Raw genomic sequence first — 15,734 nt, forward strand, 5'->3', positions numbered from 1 at the left:
CAAGGAGACTGGGAGACTGGGAGATGGTGCATCCCAGCGGCACGCGTGAGCGAGCGGCGCGTGGGGGATTGAGCTGCTGTCGCGCGCCACTGGCTGACGCCATGTGCTGAGATTTCAGCGGGACGCGTGAGTGAGCGCCGCGTCGTGGGATGGCGTGATGGATCTTTCTGACGTCTCCGGTCAGGGTCCGGTGGCGATGCGGGCGTTGGAGTTGCGGATGGCGTGGCGGTAGTAGGATTCCAGGCACAGCGTTGCCATCGCGGTCGTGTACACCGTGCCTCCGTAGCCACCCCAAACCGTGTCGGCCGGCCAGCTTCCATCGGCGCGTTGCGTCGCCAGCAAGCGGTCTTTGAGTGCCGCGTTCCAACGCTCCCACGCTTCGTCTTGCAATTGATGCAGCGCCAGCGTGGCGTAGTACCAGTAGTAGTAATTGTCTTGCCGCGTTCCCGGCAACGACTCCAGCAAATACCGTTCAGCTTCGTCGATTTCCGCTTGCGGGACATCTTCGCCGATCAGCAATCGCGTCGCCAACGCTTCAGCCGTCATTGTTCGGCTGATCGCTTCACCGGGACGATAGCATGCCAACCCGCCGCGACCGGCGCGAACACTGCGCAAGAACCTGGCAACGCCCGCGACCGTATCACGCTCGATCGTGATCCCCGCCCGTTTGCCTCCGTCGAGCACCATCGCTTGCCAGCCCAATTGGCTGAGATCACCCGGATCGCCGCGTGTGTAGCGCCAACCTCCGGTCACTGGGTGCTGCATGCGAACGGTGTGGGCGATCGCGCGTCGGGACGATTCGATCGCGGACTTGTCGTTCGTCATCACCGCGGCTTCGCAAAGTGACAATGCGGCCATTGAATGACAATAGCTGGCGGCGTAGACCGTCGCGTTGCCGCTGAGTGATCCGTCGGGGTGCTGGGTCCGAATCAGATACGCCAAACCTCGATAGACATTTTCGGCATAGTCGCCGGAGAGATGCGTGTTTCCGGCCCCCATCATCGCCAGGAGCGAAAGCCCGGTCAGCCCCGTCGCGCTTTTGCTGCCCGCGCCCGGTCGTCGTTCTCCCAAGGGCATGCGATCTTCACCGGCTCCGGACGCCTGCGGATCCCAAGCACCATCGGGACGTTGCGCAGCGGCCAGGAACCGTAGTGCCGCCTTCACTGCGGCTTCGGTTCGCGCGTCGCCGCCGGTTTGTGCGATCGCCAGTTGCTTCGCCGCCCCGACTCGGTTGGCAAAGTCGGCTTGTTCGGATCCGGGAACCACGGCGGCAGCGGAACGTGTGGTCGCGACAGGCGGACGCGTCTCCGCGTGCTCGATCGATTCTGTCGCTTGAGCGATCGGCGGTGCGGCGTCTTGGGGCGGCATCGCATCGGGAACGTGTTGCGTCTGCTCCGGTGTGGCTGCGGCAACCATCGCCGTCTCTTCAGGAATCTCTGCCGCGGCCGCACTCTCGGCCAGTTCCAGTTGCGATTGCAATAACTGATCGAGCGATGCATCGAGGTCTTGAGCGATCTGTTCCAGCGCGGGACTGATCTCACTGGGCGAGGCCGTCGCCAACGATTCCGGCGTCGGCGGCGGTTGATTCGGTGTCGGCGGTTGTTCTTGCGGTTCGATGTCCTCGAGCGAGTCGTCTGCAACGGGCTCGTCGAACGGTTCGGCCAACAGGTCTTGCAACTCGGCGATAGGCAACGGCTCGATCGACGGTGTGTCCATGTCGCCGGATGCGTCGTCGACCGCCAGGTCTGGATCGAAGGTGGAGAACGTCAGGGATTCGACACCGTTTGCGATCGGATCGACTTCCTGTGCCGACGATCCGCCGTCATCCTGTACCTGGTACGGCACCAAATAAATCAGCACGGCGTGCAGCGCCACCGACAGGACCAGGCAGATGGTTCCGGCGGCGCGTCCATCGCGTTTGGCCCGACGGAACAGCCAGATCGTGATCGCCAACAAAACGACTGCGGCGATGGCGACGGCGTAGATCAGTCGCGGATCGTCCCACAGCCCCGTGATTTGACTGATCAGGTTCAACGGAGCATTCCTCCGCCTCCGCCCGCATCCACTTTCACCGCGATACCGATTTGCGCGACGCCCGACCGACGGACGGTGTGGATCGTTTCGGCGAACCCTTGCAGCGACCCCGCGCTGTCGGCCCGCACGACGACTTTCAGATCGGGGTACTGGGCATATTGCGACGCCAAGATTTCGGCAAGCTGTTCGTTGTTGACCACTTGTCCGTCGAGCAACACGTTTCCATCGGCCGTCAATTCAACGACGCGTTCATCGGGGACACGTGAGATGGCATGCATCGGACCGACCGACGGCACCGAGACATCGATCCGGCTTTCCGATTCGCTGAATTTGGTGCCGACCATGAAAAAGATAACGAGCAAGAACACGACGTCGATCATCGGCGTCAAGTTGATCGTCACATCGTCGTCGGATCGGTTTCGTTTGGCCATGAGATTGTTTAAGTGGCGTAAGCTTCCAGCTTGCGATTCAGCCTGATTGGAAAGCAGGATGCTTACCCCACGTTGTTAGGCGGCTTTTCGTTTTTTGTTGCGTTGGGATCCGGCGTCTTCGAGACCTTCGGCGGAGATGCAGTCGATCACACGTTGGCAAAGTTTTTCGATTTCGCCGAGGTAGCGATCGGATTTGCTGCTGAAATACATGTACGCCAAGTAGGCGGGGATGGCGACGGCAAGTCCACCGGCGGTGGTCATCAGCGCCATGCTGATTCCGCTGGCGAGTGTTTCGGGGCGTCCGATCGAATTCTGGTCGCTGATCACTTCAAAGGCATCGATCATGCCGATCACGGTGCCCAGCAGACCGATCAAGGGAGCGACGTTGCTGATCGCGTGAAAGACGCGCAGGTATTTTTTCAGCCCATCGGAAACCCGATCGCCGGCGTCCATCACGGCCTGTTCGATTTCAAACATCGGCCGACCCCAGCGACGCAATGCCGCTCGAAAGACTTCACTGACCGGACAGTCAAACTCTTTGCACAACTCCGTCGCTTCGTCATAACTGAGCACGCCGTCTTCGACACACTCGGTAAAACGACGCACAAACGGACGCGGGATCACGCGACCGCGGCGCAGTGCGATCAGACGCTCCAACGACAGTGACAAGACGACCAGCGAGCAGATCGCCAGCGGCAGCATCAACCAACCGCCCGTCATGACCTTGCTGACAAACGCTGGTGTTTGAAACCAACTCGCACCGGCGTCATCGGCAGCGGTTTCGTCGCTGCCGATCTGCCCCGTCGCAGTCCCTTCGGCGGGCAGTGCCGGGATACCGCTCTGCGTCGACTGCGGTTGGCCCTGTCCGCCGGGTTGCATGGCGGTGCGAAACGCGGGCTGCCCCGGAGTCGCCGAATACTGGGGCTGGTTGCCGTATTGGCTGGGTTGAAACTGGCCGCCGAACTGAGCGTTCCTGAATTGCGGCTGCGTTTGGGCGAGTTGCGTTTGGGCTTGGGCCAAATTAATCGTCGACATCCACCACAGCATGCCGAGGGCCAAGACGACCACCGGCAGAATGTGAGAGATCAGTCCGGCCAGTCGCCTCGGTCGCCGTTCCGGTCGCAATTGGACCTTGGAACGCGATTTTCGGGACGACCGTTTTTTTGAGTCAGAATGTTTCATCGATTGGCGTCAATCAGCGTCGCAAACTTGGGGAAGGGTAAGACGCGGCGTCGTCAGGTGAGTCGTTCGGTGACCCGTTCTGCGGGCTTCCGTTGCCGGAACCACCGGCCGCAGACCGTGCGGCGCCTGGCAAAACCGCCATCCGGCGTCGTGCTTCGGTCGCGTAGGAACTGTCGGCGAAACGGCCTAACAGTGCTGAGTAGCAATCTCCGGCCTCGCGTGTCAGCCCCAATTGCTCAAACGACTTGCCGGCTTGAACCAGCGATGCCGCCACATAAGGGCCTCCGGGGTCCAGCCCTTCGACCTTGCGGTAGTCGTCGATCGCTTTGGCAAACTGACGCTGCATCAAGTGGGTTTCGCCGATCATCCATTGGGCACGTCCACGCAGCGCCGGTGTTGCGTCGGGGCTGCGAACGACACGTTCGTAACGCGATCGCGCGCCGGTCAAGTCGACTCGCCGGACGGCCAAATCACCAGCCAACAGATCCACCAACGCGACTTGCACGCCGGTCGATTGGGATGCTTCTTCGCCCAACGCTGCTCTCACACGCTCCAGTCTTCGCACGGCTTCGACGACGTCGGCATGGGCCACCGCAGACTCGGCACAACGCAGCAACGTCGCAAAATCCGTCGCGCCGTGATGGTCCACGACATGAGCCCACCACTTGGCGGCCGTTTGTCCTCGATCGGTTTGCGTCAGGGCCTCGGCGAACAATCGATCGACGTGAACGCTTCTGCGATCACCTGCTGCGTTCAACCCCGTCGACTCGGCGGCCAATGCCAGCATCGACCAACGTCCCGTTCGGCCCGCCCAGCGGCAAGCCGATTCGCGAGCCATCGGGGTTGAATCCACCAAGTCACCGGAGATCAACGTCGCCGCGATCTGTTCGGCAAACCCGGCGCTGCCCAGTTCCGTCGAATCGTGCAGCAGGACAGCAACCCGCTGCCCCGTTTTGTCTTCGGCCGCCAGTCGTTTCAGCAAGGCATCGAAGCGTGGCGGCGGCAGCTTCGGGCCGGCGAACAACAACGCACGGCTGATCAAGTCCGCCGACCATTGTTGCGGATGTCCCTGCTGGACCACCCAATGCATGACGGAATCCCACAGCGGTGAAGTCGGGTCGGGCGGATCGGTCGAAAGCGTCTGCAGCACCATCTGGTCGGCGCTGTGGCTCGATGGCCAACGCTGAAGCAGGTCCGCAATCGCAAGCACAGCCGCCTCCTCGTCGGCCTTCTGCAGGCATTGAATTCGCATCGCTGCCGCGCTGGCGGCGTCGGCGTGCGAGGAGTACGCGTCGATGAATTGCTGCAGTCGATCCGCAGCGACAGGCATTCGATCGGGCTGCATCGCAGTCGCCCAACCCAAGCCCAGCATCGCCAAGGCGAGATCGCTGCCGACCGCGTCGTCGCCGCCGGTTCGCGTGGCCAAGTCGACGATCCGGCCGTAGAGAGCTTCGGCATCAGCAGGACGCTGTTGGTTCAGCGCCGACCAGGCCGCCCGCATCGCGAGCTTGACCAGCGGTTGCAGTGTGTTGGCGGGCGGCGGTGGAGCGGCGGCGGTGTACAGTTCATCGAAGGCCGGGACCAGAATTTTGGCAACCTGATCGTCTCGATGGGTGGCGGCAAAGTGATTGGCGGCCGACGTGCGAATCAGCAGACGCCGGGCGACCGACTCAGCATCCGGCTGCTGGCGGGACAGCGAATGAACCGCATGCAAATACAGCTCGTCGATCTGCTTGGCGTCTAACTGTCCCTTCGCCGCCCGGGCCAAAAGCACAAAATCCACCGAGAAGTCGGCGTCAGACTGCTCGGCAAGTTCGGTGAGCATTTCGGTCGCGGATTGAACGTCGCCCTGATCGCGGGCGGCCCTGATGTGTGCAATCGCATGGGGCGTTTCTGCCGGGGGGGCAGCGGACGCCTTCGGAAGCGTCGTCAACAGGATCAAGAGCAGGAACCAGGCGACGGGAACCCTCCCCTCGCTGCGCTCGACCCTCCCTGAGGGAGGGTGACTCTGTAACGGGTTGCGCATGCCCCTGGCAGGCAACGCTGTGAAGCAGTTTTTAGCGGTAGGGCGCGAGCCCTCCGGTGTTTCGGGAACGATCAGGGACCGGAGGGCTTGCGCCCTGCCGCTAACACCTCGTAGAACGCTGGGAATAAGCGCAGCGCAGTCACCTGGCCGCATGTCCAGGCATCGTTTCAGAACGGTTTCGGGGAATTCGCTATGCATTTTTGCCGGTACAATCGGAATAATCGGGGTTACCGAATTAGTCTGCCGAGTCGCAAGCCGAATTCGGCCTCCGGTGCCCCTTGATCCCGTGGTTTACCGGCAAACCAGCTATCCCCATCCCGCCGTTTTATCTACTCTTAAGGGGTCATCCGGCCACGTGCCGTAAGCATCCAAAGTGGCGTACGCTTCCAGCTTGCGTCGCGCCATAAGCTCCAGCATCCGACGTGGCGTACGCTCCCAGCTTGCGTCGCGCCCTAAGCTCCCAGCTTCCGACGTGGTCTAAGCTTCCAGCTTGCGTTTCAGCCTGATTGGCAAGCAGGATGCTTACCCCACTTTGGCAAGCAGTTTGCTTCCCCCACCTTCCCGACTTCCTCTCTCTGCTCCCGTATGCTCAAAGCTCTCGAACTCGCCGGCTTCAAAAGCTTCGCGGATCGTACGCGCTTTGATTTCCCCGACGGGATCACAGTGGTCGTCGGCCCCAACGGCAGCGGGAAATCGAACATCGTCGACGCGATGAAGTGGGTGCTGGGGTCGCAGAGCGCTAAAAGTCTCCGTGGCAAGGAGATGTCGGACGTCATCTTCAAGGGGTCGCAGACCCGCCCCGCAGCGGGTGCCGCCGAGGCCACGATCATTTTCGACAACGCCGACGGCAATCTGCCGGTCGACGCCCCCGAGGTCCACGTGACCCGCCGGGTGTACCGCAGTGGCGAAAGCGAATACCTGATCAACAAGCAATCGGTGCGGCTGAAGGACGTGCGGGATTTGATCCGCGGCACGGGAATCGGGATCGACGCCTACAGTTTGATCGAGCAGGGGAAGGTCGATCGAATGCTACAGGCCAACGCCAAGGATCGCCGCGCGATCTTTGAGGAGGCGGCCGGGATCAGTCGCTTCAAAGCCAAGAAACTGGAAGCGGAGCGACGACTGGCACGCGTTCAGTCCAACCTGACGCGGCTGAGCGACATCGTGGAAGAAGTCGGCACGCGGCTGAGAAGCGTACGCAGCCAGGCGACCAAGGCCGAGCGGTATCGCCAAGCCAGCGAACGTCTTAAAGAACTGCGCACCGTCGTGGCGTGGAATGATTGGACCAATCTGAACGAAGAAGTCGCCAAGTGTGACGCGGAGCTGCAGGTCGCCAGCGAGCGGCTCAGCCAATTGCAGGCCGAACGCGAAGAGATGACGACGCGTCGGCAGGCCGCCGATCTACAGCTGCAAAAAATCGCCGACTCGGCGCGGGCATTGGAATCCGAACGACGAGAGACGCTGGGCCGTGTCGCTTCACTCGACGGGCGTAAAGATGCCGATCAAGCCTCGGTGTCCGACCTGCGGTTTTCGATTTCTCAGTCCTTGCGACGCGTCCGGTCGCTGCGATCACAAGCGCAAAAAGCGGCCGCGGAGTTGGCCGATGCTTCCGAGCGCGTCCTGGCGAGCGAGCGAGACTTGGAATCGGTCCGTCAGCGGAGTGCGGAAGTCGAGGCGAAACGCGACAAGATTCAAGTTGAGACCGATGAGATCGTGCAGCAGCGCGACACAACGCAGCGAAACCACTTGGCGGCGTTGCGCAAGGTCGCCGAACTGGAATCGAGTCGGGAACGCATTCAATCGCGGTTGTCTGAATACGGCCGGCTGCTGGTGAATCTGACCAAGCGGGTTGCCGAGGCGTCCGAGTCGTTGCAGTCTGCTAAGTCCGATGACGTCGAGTGGACCAAGCGAGTGGAGTCGCTGAAGCGGACCATCGAGACGGCGAAGGCTGATGTGCGTGCGGCCGAAGTCAAGACCAACGAACATCGCCGCACACTGGACCGCCGCAGTGGCGAAACGGCCGCTTTGAGAACGCGACTGGAAGGGATTCGTCAACGCTACCTGGTGCTGGAAGACCTGCAGCAACGAAACGAAGGGGTTTCCGGCGGCGTGCTCGGCGTGCTGGATCAAGTGACCGCGCCTGATCATCCGCTGGTCGATTCGATCGAAGGCATGGTCGCGGATCTGGTGACGGCGAACACCGAAATCGCGCCGATGATTGACGCCGCACTCGGTGAACGTTCGCAATACCTGGTCGCTCGCTCGGGCGACTTGGCCGAAGCGATTTGCAACGGCGAGATCGAAGCCGACGGTCGGGTGGGGATCATTCGCAGCGATCTGTTGCCCGAGCCGCCAAAAGAAAACCGCATCCAGCTCGAAGGCTTGCAGGGCGTGATCGGTCGCGCCGATCGTGTCATCGACTGCGCGCCCGAACAGATCAAACTGATCAGCCATCTGCTCTCGTCGACTTGGTTGGTCGAGGATCTGCAAATCGCACGGACGGTCAAGATGTTGAGCGGTCCTGGCCAACGCATCGTGACCCGCAAGGGCGAAGTGCTCGAGAGTGACGGCACGATGGTCGTCGGACCAGCGGCGACGGCAACGGGCTTGGTCAGCCGACGCAGTGAGTTGACTGCGGCCGCCGAAGAAATCGAACACTATACGTTTAAGATTTTTGAAAACGACGAAGCGATCACGGAGTTGGCCAAACTCGTCGACACCCATGCGAGCGAGTTGGGCCGTTTAGAAATCGCCCATCGCAACCTGGTCACCGAACTGGCCGCTGCCGAAGCCGAGCGAAGGCACGCCGGCGAGCGATTGGCCGGCATTCAAGCGACACACGATGCCATCGTCTCGGAAGTCGAATCGACTCAGGCCGAGCAGGCGGAAGCGAAAACGGAATCCGAGCGACTGGCGCAGGAAATCGTCCAGAATCGCCAGACGGTCGAGAAGCTGGAGAGCGAAGCGGCGGAAATCGAAGAGACGCTTTCGGAGACCCAGCAGGCGCTGCAGTCAGCGATAGGTGCCGTCATGACGGTCTCGGTCGAAGTCGCCCGCGCCGAACAGAAACACGAATCCCTGGTCGCAACGATCCAGCAGCAACGCCGCGACCAAGTCCAGCGCGAATCCGCGGTCGCAGAAGCTCAAACGGCGGCCGATACCGGATACGCCAGGCTGGCCGAATTGAATCAACGGATCGCCGAAACGCTGGAAGAACTGGCCACGTTGAAAGTCGAGAGCGATCGCCAGGAAAGTGGTCTTCACGAATTGGCAACCAGCGCGGAAACGGTTCGCGAAGCGAGCCGCGAGATCACGAAGGCCAGTGACGAAGCGATCAAGGGAGCCGCCAAGGCCAGCGAAGAGGTTCACGCGATCTCCAGTCGACGCGATGCCGCGAAACTGCGCTTGGTGTCGCTCGCCGAACGCATTCAAGAAGACTATCAAATCGACCTGGAAAACGACGAGCCGCCGGAAGAGCTGTCGGAGATTGAAAACCGGGTCGCGATCGATGAGGAGATCAATCGGCTGCGAGACCAGTTGCAACGCACCAGCAACGTCAACATGGAGGCGCTCGCGGAACTGGAAGGGCTGCAAGAACGCTACGACCATTTGAGCGGCCAATATGAAGACCTGTCCGCAGCGAAAGATTCACTGCAGCGGATCATCGGCCGGATCAACGCGGACAGTCGTCGTTTGTTCCTGGACACACTCGAAGCGATCCGCCAGAACTTTCAAAAGCTGTATCGAAAATCCTTCGGCGGCGGGCACGCGGATCTGGTGCTGGAAGATTCTGAAGACCCGTTGGAAGCCGGCGTTGAAATCGTCGCGACGCCGCCGGGCAAACCCAGCTTCAGCAACTCGTTGCTATCTGGTGGCGAAAAGGCGTTGACGGCGGTCGCGTTGTTGATGTCGATTTTCCAGTATCGCCCCAGCCCGTTCTGTGTGCTGGACGAAGTCGACGCGCCGTTTGACGAAGCGAATATTGGTCGATTCGTCACCGTGCTGAGCGAATTCTTGGACCACAGCAAGTTCGTGGTGGTCACGCACAGCAAGAAAACAATGACCGCCGCGACCACGCTCTATGGCGTCACGATGCAAGAGTCTGGCGTCAGCAAACGCGTCTCGATCCGCTTCGAAGACGTCAGCGACAACGGAGAAATCTCCGAAGGCGAAGCGGCGTGAGGCAAGGGCTCACCGGCTTTGATTTCAGAGAACCGCTGTCCTCATCCCAGAGAGCTGCTGGTTTCATCCCAGAGAGCGACTGGTTAAGCCCCAGAGGGCGGCTGTCTTAGGCCCGGAGGGCCGGTAGAGTGCATGCCGGTGGCGTGAGCCACCGGACTGGTGGCCAGTAGATACTCAAGGCCCGGAGGGCCGGAAGAGTCATGACGGACTCTGTCGGCCCTCCGGGCCTGAACGCAGCGCGGTGCCTGGCCCCGGTGGCTCACGCCACCGGCAAACACTCTGTCAGCCCTCCGGGCTTGGTTGCCATGCAACTTGATTCAATCGAAGACATAGCGAGGATCATATTCAATGCCATGGTTTTTCAGCATTGCAAGGTACTCGTCTTCAAAACTGCGCTTTGAATGGTGTCGCATTTGATTGTCGATGTAATCATAAACCGCCTGACACATCGATGAACTCACGGTGAACGCCCCATAGCCATCTTGCCAGTAGAACTTTCGTGTCAACCACTTGTTCTCGTTGATGTGCTTGCTCGTATTTGACTTGATGCGTCCGACGAATTCGCCAACACAGACCTTGGTGGGAATGCGGGCAAGGATGTGCGCGTGATCGTAAAAGCCATTGACGTTTAGAGCATGTCCGCCAAGATTGTTTGCTACCCCGGCCATGTACGAAAACACATCGTCTCGAACTTTGTCGATCAGCAGTTGGCGTCGTTCCTTTACACTGAACACGATGTGATAGAGCAACTGATGATGGCCCATTGGGCACCCCCGTTTCATTGAAGAGAAGAATGAAGAAGAGAGCAAAATCGTAGAGCGGCGCAAATCTGGTAACAAGCACTCAGCGATCGAACGAAATGCAGAACGAATCAATGAAAGCATTCGCAGTCGGCCCGCTGTCTTAGGCCCGGAGGGCCGGCAGAGTGTATGCCGGTGGCGTGAGCCACCGGACTGGTGGCCAATAGATGCTCAAGGCCCGGAGGGTCGGTAGAGTGTATGCCGGTGGCGTAAGCCACCGGACTGGGGACCAGTAGATACTCAAGGCCCGGAGGGCCGGCAGAGTCATGGAGGCGCGGAACTCTGTCGGCCCTCCGGGCCTGCAGGCAGCGCGGTGCCTGGCCCCGGTGGCTCACGCCACCGGCAAACACTCTGCCAGCCCTCCGGGCTTGGTCGCGCGGAAGTCCGCGCCGGCAAGCACTGTTTCAGCCCATCGGGCGTTGCAGCGCGGTCGTCCGCACACGCAAACACTTTCTCAGCCATTGGGCTTGGCTGCGCGGTGGTTCGCGCAAGCAAAACTCATTCAGCCCATCGGGCTTGGTTGCATCGTGGTTCGCAAAAGAAAAACGGCTTCAGCCGATCGGGCATAGGAATCGGCAGTCCTTCGGGATGCAGTCACAGGCTTCGCGATAATGCTGCTTGAGCCCCGGAGGGCCGGTAGAGTGCATGCCGGTGGCGTGAGCCACCGGACTGGTGGCCAGTAGATACTCAAGGCCCGGAGGGTCGGCAGAGTCATGGCGGCGCGGAACTGTGTCGGCCCTCCGGGCCTGCAGGCAGCGCGGTGCCTGGCCCCGGTGGCTCACGCCCAATGCCACCTATTCTGGACCCTATCGGGTGGCGCGGTCCCAAAAACCCGGTTTTGGCACGATTTTTGCGCCTGGCAGGTAAGTTTACACTTACTGCCTTTCTGACTGGGAATCGCCATGGTCGACCCGACGACACTCGGTGCCGATGAAGAGTCTCGCTTTGGCAAAGCCAAAGCGTTGCTGGCTGAGCTTCTTGAATTACCCAAACTACAACGGGTCTTTGAAGATCACGATTGTGCCAACGCGCGGATGGTCTATACGCAGGCCCCGACCCTCTGGCTACTCGTTTTACAACGGCTCGAAGGAGGCATCTCACTAACCGATGCCGTCGCAGATTTGCTCAAAAATCATACGGATATTTTGCCTGACAATCGAAGGGTTCAAGAGAATCGCCTTTCCGAAAACAATTCGGCCTACAACGCCGCCAGAAAAAGGATTCCGCTCGCTGTCGTGGAAGAGTTTTCCCATCGAATCTGCGATCACCTTGCTTCCCGCGCTCCCAAAGCCTTTCTCGATCGACGTGTATTCATTATCGATGGGACGACGATCACGCTTCCTCCGACCGAAGCACTTCAGAAAGCGTTCCCGCCGGCGTCCAACCAACACGGAGAGACGGTTTGGCCTATTGCGAGATTGCTGGTCGCAAATGAAATGCAGACCGGGTGCGCGTTGTTGCCGCAAGTCGATCCGATGTACGGAGCGGACAACAAAAGTGAACTTGAGCAAGCCAAGCCGATTATTGAACGACTCCCGAAACGCTCGATCGTTCTGGCTGATAGCGGTTTTGGGATTTTTAATGTCGCCCACCACTGCCAATTACATCATCAAGACTTCGTGCTGCGGCTGACCAAACAGCGATTCAGGTCGTACCGCAAGTCGGCTACGTTGGTCGACCAAGGGGACGGGTACAAGACGTTTCACTTGATTTGGCGGCCGACACCGAAGGACCGCCGAACCAATCTCGATCTTAGTAAAGACACGTCTATCGAAGTCTTTCTCCACCAAATTGAACTTGAAAATGGAGACACGCTGGAGATCGTGACGAGCCTTGAGACGGACGCTCACTCGGCCGCTGCCCTGTACGTTCGTCGCTACGATGTGGAGTTCGATATCCGCGATGTCAAAGTGACGATGGACACAGAAAACATTCGCGCCAAGAGTGTCGACACGGTGATGAAGGAGCTAATGGGATCGATCATCGCTTATAATCTTGTCGCTCAGCTACGCAAACAAGCAGCGAAATTGATTCGAGTTGACCCTCGCGAGCTCAGCTTCACGGGAGTTTGGACGACGTTCAAGCATCATCTGCTACGTGAAAAGCTTACGACCCTGGAGGAATGGAGGCTGGCTTATCACGGCGCTTTGGTGAGCGCAGCGGGCCGCAAACTTCCCAATCGAAAATTGCCTCGCAGCTACCCACGCATAGCCCACCCGCGGCGCCAAAAGACAACGAAATTCCAGAAGTCACTTCGAAGAAAAAAACAGCAGCCCGATGATATACCACCCGAATGACCACAAAGTAGGTGGCATTGGGCTCACGCCACCGGCAAACACTCTGTCAGCCCTCCGGGCTTGGTCGCGCGGAAGTCCGCTCCGGCAAGCACTCTGTCAGCCCTTCGGGTTTGGTCGCGTGGACGTCCCCGCCGGCGAATACTCTTTCAGCCCTCCGGGCTTGGTCGCGCGGAAGTCCGCGCAGGCAAACACTCTGTCAGCCCATCGGGCTCGCCCGGCCGCAGGTCTCGCTATCGCTTCGGGATCGTCGGGGCGTTCGGTTGGCCTTCGGCGATTTGAGGCGGCAGGAAGTTCTGGCGGGTGATCTCCCAGTTGGACGGCGGTTTCTTGGGGATGAAGTTGCCCATGAATTGCTGCAACCCGGCGCCGATGGCGTTCCGTTTGACGTCACTGAACTCGTAGTGATCCCATTGCGGAGCCAGCTTTTCATGAAAGTTCGGCGCGTACATGATCAAGACTTCGGGCTCGAACGTCGCGCTCAAGACGACTTGCACCATCTTGTATTGTGCTCGGTCTTCCTGCCGTTTCGGCCAGGCTTGAATCAAAAAGGTGTTGGCTTTGGGCGACGGCTTCAACGTCAACCAATAGCGCTGCTTGATATTTTGGGCGTCCAAGTTGAACACAAAAGGCAACGGGCTGTTGAAGATCTGTTGGCCTTGCATCTCCGGCGGCAGCGTTTGCACGTTGCACTTCTTCTCACCGCGATCGTATTCAATCAACTCCACCCCGTTGCAGACCCAATACTCACCAAACTTATTGGGGTTCGGGCCGTATTGCGGCTTGCCGTCCTTCATGCCCTTGTAAAACATCATGCTGTCGACCCGGAACAAGCCCTTGTCCGGGTTGGCGTATTTGATTTCGCCTTCGGCCTTGTGGGCGTGGACTCCCGCGGGGGCGGCCATCAAATCAAAGTGCCAGCGTTCGAACTTGCATTCGAGCGTCTTGGTACCTTGGCTTTGCGTTTGCCAGGCCAATAACACCTGGTCCAACTGTGCTTGCTGCTGAGGCGTCAAAGCAGGGAACGGCTGTTGTGCGGCGGCGGGTTGGCCGCCACCGGCGACCGCTTGCTGGGCTCCCGGCTGCTGTGCACCGGCTTGCTGGGCAACGAGCATCGGCGTGGTGACCAGACAGCCGATGATTGCTGCACTGAACCATCGAAATGCGCGGCAACGGTTCGTCCAACCGATCCCGTGTTCGCCGTTCCTGATTTGTTGGTACGTCTTTCCCATGGCCAGCGGCACCATCCTTGGAGTCATTGATTGGTCAATTCATTCGACAAGAACCGCGTCAAAGTCCGCGGCCGCTGGCGTTGTAGCAAGTCCGGACGCTCTGCAGAAAGTCGGATTTGCCCCGCGCCGTCAGTTTTGCCACTCGCCAAGGCCTTGCTAGCAATTGGTTTTGGAGATTCCGATTGATCCGGTCATGAGTGGCGGGATAGATGGCCGATGACAGAAGAGAAGCGGGCTGCGCAGAGTTTGCGTTTGCCGGCGAGTGGAATTTGAAAGCAAGGTACGCAGGACCGCCCGGATTGCGGGAGGGAGTCACATGTCAAAACGAACAGCCTCTTTGGACGTCAAACCGGGTCTGTCACGTCGTTGGATACTGACCGCTGCGGCCGGCGGTGCGATGGCAAGTTTTCGCTGGGCACCGTCGGGTTGGGCGACCGAACCGCAGACCCCGGTTGCGGCCGGATTGTCGGCAAAACCGGCGGTTGAACGATTGGTACAGACGAGTGAAAGTCAAATCATTCGGCTCAAGGCGGTCAGTTCGGATTTTGGCAGAACGATTGTCCAAGCGATCGCGTCGGATCCACGAGGCGAGTTGATCGCGGTCGCAGGCGATGATCATGCGATTCGAATCATGGATACTGCGCGGTTGGAAGTCCGCGCGACGCTGCAGGGGCACACGGACATCATTCAAACGTTGCATTTTGATCCCGCCGGCAATCGGTTGGTTTCGGCGGGCAACGATGGGCAACTGATCATTTGGAATCGCGACGCAGATTTCGGTGTGGACCAACGGATGCAGGGCACACCGGCGCTGGCTTGTGTTCGGTTTTCGCCGGACGGTCGAGAAATCGCCGCGGTCGGTTTCGAAAACAAGGTTTACTTGTTCACTCGTACGAAACGTGCGAACCAACCGCAGGCGGAATGCGACTGCACCGACCTGCGTGCGGTGGACTATTCTGGCGATGGAAAGCTGTTGGCGGTCGCCGGACGCAGCGGCGATCTTCACTTGTTTGATCGCGCGACCAACAAACTGATCGACGACTATCTGATCCACACCGGTCGCATTCACGATTTAAAGTTCAACGGATTGTCCCCGGTGATCGTCACCGCGGGCGAAGACGGCTACGTCGTAATGTTTGACACCGACGTTAGAAAGCCGATTGGTCGTATCGCCGTCACGACGGGCAAGCTGTTTTCGGTGTGCATCCTGGACCGCCAACACCTGGCCGTCGCCGGCAGTGACAACATGATTCGGATCGTCAACGTGACGCTCGGTCGTGTCGTCGAAAAGCTGAGCGGGCACACCGGATCGATTGCCGCATTAGCGTCCAGCGGCGACGCTCTGTTTTCTGGCGGATATGACGCAACACTGAGACGATGGGACCTGGGCGGATTAAAAGCTGGCCGAGAACGCATCGCCGAACGCAACAACCCGATCGATCGATAACGCACACATCGCCTCGAGCGGGTCTTTCACGCCGGGGGAGCGGCGAAAGCATCGACATCATCCGCTTGTGACCAGAGCAGAAACTCGGAAAAGCCCCCTTTTCCAC

The 15,734-nt window shown here is 59.7% G+C and carries 9 protein-coding genes; 3 read left to right on the forward strand and 6 right to left on the reverse strand.

Annotation, left to right across the window (positions count from 1 at the left end):
• Window positions 1-180: 180 nt before the first annotated feature.
• The 4 genes from TBK1r_RS08970 to TBK1r_RS08985 all read right to left on the reverse strand — a co-directional run bounded on the left by TBK1r_RS08970 (window position 181) and on the right by TBK1r_RS08985 (window position 5,580).
• Window positions 181-2,034, reverse strand: a complete 1,854-nt coding sequence (locus TBK1r_RS08970) for a prenyltransferase/squalene oxidase repeat-containing protein (RefSeq protein WP_419581150.1) — start codon at window positions 2,032-2,034, stop codon at window positions 181-183.
• The gene (locus tag TBK1r_RS08975; RefSeq protein WP_145209090.1) at window positions 2,031-2,465 is read right to left on the reverse strand and encodes an ExbD/TolR family protein; all 435 of its coding nucleotides are present in this window, start codon (window positions 2,463-2,465) and stop codon (window positions 2,031-2,033) included. The genes TBK1r_RS08970 and TBK1r_RS08975 overlap by 4 nt, the downstream gene beginning before the upstream one ends.
• 75 nt (window positions 2,466-2,540) lie before the next feature.
• Window positions 2,541-3,647 carry a MotA/TolQ/ExbB proton channel family protein gene (locus tag TBK1r_RS08980; protein WP_372898534.1) on the reverse strand — a complete coding sequence of 369 codons (1,107 nt, stop codon included), beginning with the start codon at window positions 3,645-3,647 and terminating at the stop codon, window positions 2,541-2,543.
• A 13-nt stretch (window positions 3,648-3,660) separates the two neighbouring features.
• The gene (locus TBK1r_RS08985; protein WP_145209093.1) at window positions 3,661-5,580 is read right to left on the reverse strand and encodes a tetratricopeptide repeat protein; all 1,920 of its coding nucleotides are present in this window, start codon (window positions 5,578-5,580) and stop codon (window positions 3,661-3,663) included.
• A gap of 678 nt (window positions 5,581-6,258) precedes the next feature.
• Between TBK1r_RS08985 and smc the strand changes: the two genes are divergently transcribed.
• Window positions 6,259-9,855, forward strand: a complete 3,597-nt coding sequence (gene smc / locus TBK1r_RS08990) for a chromosome segregation protein SMC (protein ID WP_145209096.1) — start codon at window positions 6,259-6,261, stop codon at window positions 9,853-9,855.
• 317 nt (window positions 9,856-10,172) lie between these two features.
• Here the strand turns inward: smc and tnpA are convergent, their stop codons facing one another.
• Window positions 10,173-10,739, reverse strand: coding sequence for an IS200/IS605 family transposase (gene tnpA / locus TBK1r_RS08995; RefSeq protein ID WP_145209099.1), 567 nt, complete (start codon window positions 10,737-10,739; stop codon window positions 10,173-10,175).
• Window positions 10,740-11,557: 818 nt separating this feature from the next.
• Here tnpA and TBK1r_RS09000 point away from each other — a divergent pair.
• Entirely contained in the window at window positions 11,558-12,952 is a 1,395-nt protein-coding gene (locus TBK1r_RS09000) for an IS4 family transposase (protein ID WP_145207138.1), read from the forward strand.
• 230 nt (window positions 12,953-13,182) lie between these two features.
• Here the strand turns inward: TBK1r_RS09000 and TBK1r_RS09005 are convergent, their stop codons facing one another.
• On the reverse strand, window positions 13,183-14,208 hold the full coding sequence (locus tag TBK1r_RS09005) for a TIGR03009 domain-containing protein (protein WP_419581151.1): 1,026 nt from the start codon (window positions 14,206-14,208) through the stop codon (window positions 13,183-13,185).
• A 289-nt stretch (window positions 14,209-14,497) separates the two neighbouring features.
• Between TBK1r_RS09005 and TBK1r_RS09010 the strand changes: the two genes are divergently transcribed.
• Window positions 14,498-15,628, forward strand: coding sequence for a WD40 repeat domain-containing protein (locus tag TBK1r_RS09010; protein ID WP_145209102.1), 1,131 nt, complete (start codon window positions 14,498-14,500; stop codon window positions 15,626-15,628).
• Window positions 15,629-15,734: the final 106 nt, after the last annotated feature.

It is taken from the genome of Stieleria magnilauensis, assembly GCA_007753675.1.
GTDB lineage: Bacteria > Planctomycetota > Planctomycetia > Pirellulales > Pirellulaceae > Stieleria > Stieleria magnilauensis.